This window comes from Boseongicola sp. (genome assembly GCF_057460485.1).
The window spans coordinates 1-4,462 of record NZ_JBVCWP010000296.1 but is presented as its reverse complement, the minus strand read 5'-3'; the positions used below and the strand labels follow the sequence as shown (position 1 = coordinate 4,462).

Here is a 4,462-nt window from a genome sequence, read left to right as displayed (position 1 = left end):
CCATTCCGAGGGGCAATCGCCATATGCCGTGATGACCCGACCAATGGCCGCGGAAGATGGGCCGATCTCAAACTGCCAAGCATGGATTGCTGACAACTATGCCACGCCCAAACCTGTGGAACGCATGATCGAGAGGTCTGGTCTGAACACGCGCACGTTCTCGCGACGCTTCAAGGCGGCCACTGGGTTTGCACCGATAGACTATGTGCAAGCGTTGCGAGTAGAGGAAGCAAAGCAAATGCTGGAGACCGACACCGTATCCATAGACGAGGTCGGTGCTTCGGTAGGATATGATGACCCGGCCTCATTTCGAAGGGTCTTCAAGCGCGGTGTCGGATTGTCACCATCGGCCTATCGCAAGAAGTTTCAGCATATTTCGCAGATTGCAGGGGAGCGTAAGGTTAATTGATCCCTCACAGCCGACCTTGGTTGGCGTCCCGGCGAATGCCCGCTTTCTGCCCTTAGTGCCAAATATTGCGCTCCGGATCGAGGTCGGATGTGGGCTCGAAGCAGCCGCCTGCTGCGCTCACCACGGACGTCTGCTCTGCGGACAAAGGTGACATCGCATCCAGCTTGGAAACGGACTGGCCCAGATTGAAATGCCGCACTCAGGTCCACGCCTGAACGAATTCGACAGCAAGCCCGATGGGCAGTGTGATGGCTCCACATGCGTAAAGGTAGAAAATCACCTTGCTTGCCCGGTTTCCCCGTGGATGGGATCCCCGTTCGCCGATTATGCCGCAGACGAACATTGAGATGGCGGACGTCCAAACAAAAAAGACGACAAGAGCGCACGCCAAAGCACGGCTGGAAGGCGAGAGCTGGGCGAACTGGATGGTCGCCGCGAGTGCAAGGAGCATGATGCCGCGGGAAGTGCCGCCCGCATGGAGAAGTTGCCAGTGTTCCAACACCTCGTCCCGGTGAAGGGCACGCACGGGCAGCAGCCCGATCAAGCTTGAAAACAATAGCACCGCTGGGCCGTTGAACGCGACAAAAGTGGGGAGATTTTTCATTTGAAGTGGTCCTCGGCCAAGTCGATCCCTGCCAGACTGGCGACCCAGCGTTCGCCGTCATTGGCTTCCATCAAGCCAGCGTTTCGGAGCATGGGCGCACAACGCGCTGAGCGAAATGCGGTTGATTTCCGGACGGACGCTCCCGTTCGGTCTACCTCGACCGGATCGGTTTTCACGCGGACGAGGTGGACGAAAGATCCGCTGGTTGACCGAGAGTATCCGGCCGCGAAAGTCTGTTTGACATCGATCATTCAATGGGTGCCCTGCGATCGATAGATTTGTCTCATGAAATGACCACCATCTCGGAGGCGATTCAGGCGTCGCGCATTTCACGTTCGCATACATCGTCTCCGACTATCAGTGGGCAAACTTGTGAGGGGAGCCCCAGATGATACATGATTTCGATCCGGCGATTGCAGTCACTCCGATCGGTGCGATCTATTGGTATGGAGCAGTATACTCAATTGGTTTCATTGGAATTTTCGTTTGGTTTTGGATCCGGCGCGCTGCGTGCAGCCTGACGAACGCCGATGTGTTTACGTTCACGATCCTGTTTGCCGTCGGCGTTATGGTTGGCGGGCGCGCCTTTGACATCCTCGTTTACGAACTAGACTATTACCGGGATCACCCGCTCGCCGCGCTTGACTGGTGGCAGGGCGGCATGGCCTCTCATGGGGTGTTGCTTGGCGGATTGATCGCTACGGCGATTTTTGCAAGAATGCGAGGTCTCCCTCTGATCGCGCTGCTCGACGAGGTCGTGGTTCCCGGCGTGTTTCTTTTGGCTGTCGGACGCCTCGGAAACTTCATCGAGGGCGGCGTTGTCGGGTCGACAACCAATATGCCATGGGGCTTCGTCTATCCGGATCTTGAAGGCGCACGCCATCCTGTCGCCCTCTATGAAAGCGGCAAGAACTTTGTGATACTGCCCATTCTGATTTGGGCGCTCTGGAAATGGTCGCAGGGACGCGGTGTGGTCGCCAGCCTGTTCATATTCCTCTACGCGGGGTTGCGCTTCTTGGTGGACCTATTCCGCGACTATGAGGCGGCGTGGCTTGGGATCGGGACCGGACAGGTGTTCAACCTGCTGATGGCTGCGGTCGGCCTGATCATGCTGATCTTGACATTGCGGTCACCGCGCGAACCAGTCTCTCTTCCAAAACCACCGGAAAGGGCGGCAAGCTGGCTCCAGATCGTCATCTTGATCGCACTGGTTCTTTATCCTCTGGGCATTCCTACAAGCTGGACCCGGGCAAATATAATCGAGAAACGACAGAAGGTTATGGAACACGCGCGGATACATCTGCCCATTGGTGGAAACTAACGGGGATGAGCGGCAACAACTGGCACTGACATGAAGACCAGACAGAACGCCACGAACTGGATCATGTGATAAACGGCGAGCGTCGTTGCCCAGCGAGGATGGAGCGAGACGTCGAATGCGATGACCAGTCCGGCAAGCGCCGCAAGGCTGAATCCTGCCATGCCGTACAGGGCTTTTCGTGCCCCAGTGCGTCCGAAGTGCACGGCATTCACCGCAATCATGACGCTCAATGGCGGAAGTAAACCAATGGCCGCAACCGCGAAGCCGTCGGTCACGAAAGCCGAAACGGACAGCTGAATGATGAGTTGAAGCGAGGCCATCCTGCGGACGATGCACGCCAATTTCGCGGACGACAACAGTGCCGCTGAGATGAGCCAAAGCGAGGCCGCGGCCACAGCAAGGGCGGCCATCACACAGAGCCACACCCATTGCCCCAGCGCCGTTTCGCGTCCAGAAAAGACCCCATGCCAGAGTCCGCCAAACAGAGAGGACACCCCGAGAGCCCCGAAAAGCGCCGCGTAAAGGCGGCGGATAAGTGGGCTCCCGTCACGTTTGCGAAAAAGGAGGATGGAGAACGCTGCACATTGCAAGGCGAGGACCAAATCGGTGAGCGTCACATCCGGTTCAAGCATTATCAAGCCTCTGGTGCACGGATACTCCTTTGCCGCCTTGTTTTGCTATGATGGCCTTTAAATCCTCATAGCGTGAATTTGGTGGCGCAGTTTTGTCCTCAGTCAATGCATGAGCGGTTCCATGTTATAATCCTTCTAGGGATGTCCGGTCATGGATAGTCAGCGCGTCGGGAGAATTCGAGAATGGCGAGACCAGAGGGCCACATGCCCCCGCGGCTTTCGATTGTTACCGGGGCCTCCAGCGGGTTGGGCCGTATGTTTGCCGAACGTCTGGCGAAAGCGGGCAGCGACCTCATCCTCGTGGCACGAAACCAGGCTCGTCTCCATGCTTGCGCCGCGTATCTGACAGAAACCTACTCGGTGCAGGTCTACACATTGGCACTTGATCTATCGCTTCCGGAGTCCGCGCAGGCTGTGTTTGAGCGGATACGGCGGCTTGGCATGACAGCGGACACGCTGATCAACAACGCCGGATTCAACGTCTACGGTCGCTTTGAAGAGTCCGATCTTGAGATGGAAATCGAAATGATCCGGCTCCACACAATCTCAGTGACGCAGTTGACGAAGGGATTCCTTCGCGCGCGCGACCGGAACCGGCGAAACAGGATTCTCAACGTGTCCTCCGTCGCGGCACTGGTTCCGGGGCCGTTTGTATCAGTGCATTTCGCGACGCGGGCGCATTTGCTCAGTTTTTCTCTCGCGCTTTCCGAGGAGTTCCGCGGCGCGGATGTCGACGTCACCTGCCTTTGCCCCGGTCCCATGCGAACGGATTTTTTCCGGCGCGCCGGGATGAATGATGTTCGGCTGGCGAGTGGGTGGCCGATGCGGAGCATGTCTCCATCCGAGGTCGCGACACATGGCTACAATGCGATGATGCGGGGCAAACGGATGGTCATCCCTGGAAATCGAAACAGGATATTTGCCTTCGCAGCGGACGTGGCTCCCCGCGCACTGAAAGCCCGCTTCGCCAAATGGATCATGAATCGGCTTTAGGCCGTTCTGGGCTCGGAGCTGCCTTGCGGCGATGCAGCGGGTCGAGTTTGGACTGCATTCCGGAAGCAGACATTCCTGAGGCGCAGATAATTCACCCGTTTCAGCAGGTTGTATTGATAGTTGGACATTCAACAGTCTGAAGCGGTCGTTGGTCAGCTTGAGGCGGAACGGCGGCCTCGAGCCCGAAGCCGTCATGAGAGGCACATAGTCCGATGCCTTACCGCATTTCGCCGGTGGCGACCCAATGTGCGCAGTCCTCGCCCAATTCGGCGAGCGCTCTTGCTTCGTACTTCGCGATGTCCTGAGCAGTCAGGATGTCGCGCCAGCGACCATTGGTACCCTTGTTGATGAAGTCGCTACCGCCGCGCTTCAAAGGAAGATCCGGGAACATTGTTTCTGCGTGCTTCTTCATGTGGTCGAAACTCACATGCTCGAGCACCTTGCCCAACAGATCTGCGTCGAGTTCGATATCCAGGAAATCTGCCAGACGTCTCACTTGTCCT

The 4,462-nt window shown here is 57.3% G+C and carries 7 protein-coding genes; 3 read left to right on the top strand and 4 right to left on the bottom strand.

The genetic code is table 11. The features are described from left to right. The coding region (locus tag AC221Y_RS20660) for a helix-turn-helix domain-containing protein (RefSeq protein WP_486708255.1) at nt 1-409 on the top strand (409 nt) is incomplete at its 5' end. Between the two features lie 199 nt (nt 410-608). Here AC221Y_RS20660 and AC221Y_RS20655 read toward each other — a convergent pair. Next, the gene (locus tag AC221Y_RS20655) at nt 609-1,013 is read right to left on the bottom strand and encodes a styrene oxide isomerase (protein WP_486708254.1); all 405 of its coding nucleotides are present in this window, start codon (nt 1,011-1,013) and stop codon (nt 609-611) included. Next, the gene (locus AC221Y_RS20650; RefSeq protein WP_486708253.1) at nt 1,010-1,264 is read right to left on the bottom strand and encodes a hypothetical protein; all 255 of its coding nucleotides are present in this window, start codon (nt 1,262-1,264) and stop codon (nt 1,010-1,012) included. The genes AC221Y_RS20655 and AC221Y_RS20650 overlap by 4 nt, the downstream gene beginning before the upstream one ends. A gap of 137 nt (nt 1,265-1,401) precedes the next feature. On the opposite strand from AC221Y_RS20650, the gene lgt reads away from it, so the two are divergent. Further along, complete coding sequence (gene lgt / locus AC221Y_RS20645) at nt 1,402-2,334, top strand: prolipoprotein diacylglyceryl transferase (protein WP_486708252.1); 933 nt, start codon at nt 1,402-1,404, stop codon at nt 2,332-2,334. On the opposite strand, the gene AC221Y_RS20640 is transcribed toward lgt, so the two are convergent. Beyond that, nucleotides 2,331-2,966 (bottom strand): DUF6962 family protein, encoded by a 636-nt coding sequence (locus tag AC221Y_RS20640; RefSeq protein ID WP_486708251.1) that lies wholly within the window; start codon nt 2,964-2,966, stop codon nt 2,331-2,333. The two genes, lgt and AC221Y_RS20640, sit on opposite strands and share 4 nt — an antisense overlap. 183 nt (nt 2,967-3,149) lie before the next feature. On the opposite strand from AC221Y_RS20640, the gene AC221Y_RS20635 reads away from it, so the two are divergent. Further along, on the top strand, nt 3,150-3,959 hold the full coding sequence (locus tag AC221Y_RS20635) for an SDR family NAD(P)-dependent oxidoreductase (protein ID WP_486708250.1): 810 nt from the start codon (nt 3,150-3,152) through the stop codon (nt 3,957-3,959). 217 nt (nt 3,960-4,176) lie between these two features. On the opposite strand, the gene AC221Y_RS20630 is transcribed toward AC221Y_RS20635, so the two are convergent. Continuing rightward, nucleotides 4,177-4,462: sulfotransferase domain-containing protein (locus tag AC221Y_RS20630; RefSeq protein ID WP_486708249.1), on the bottom strand; the 286-nt coding region annotated here is incomplete at its 5' end.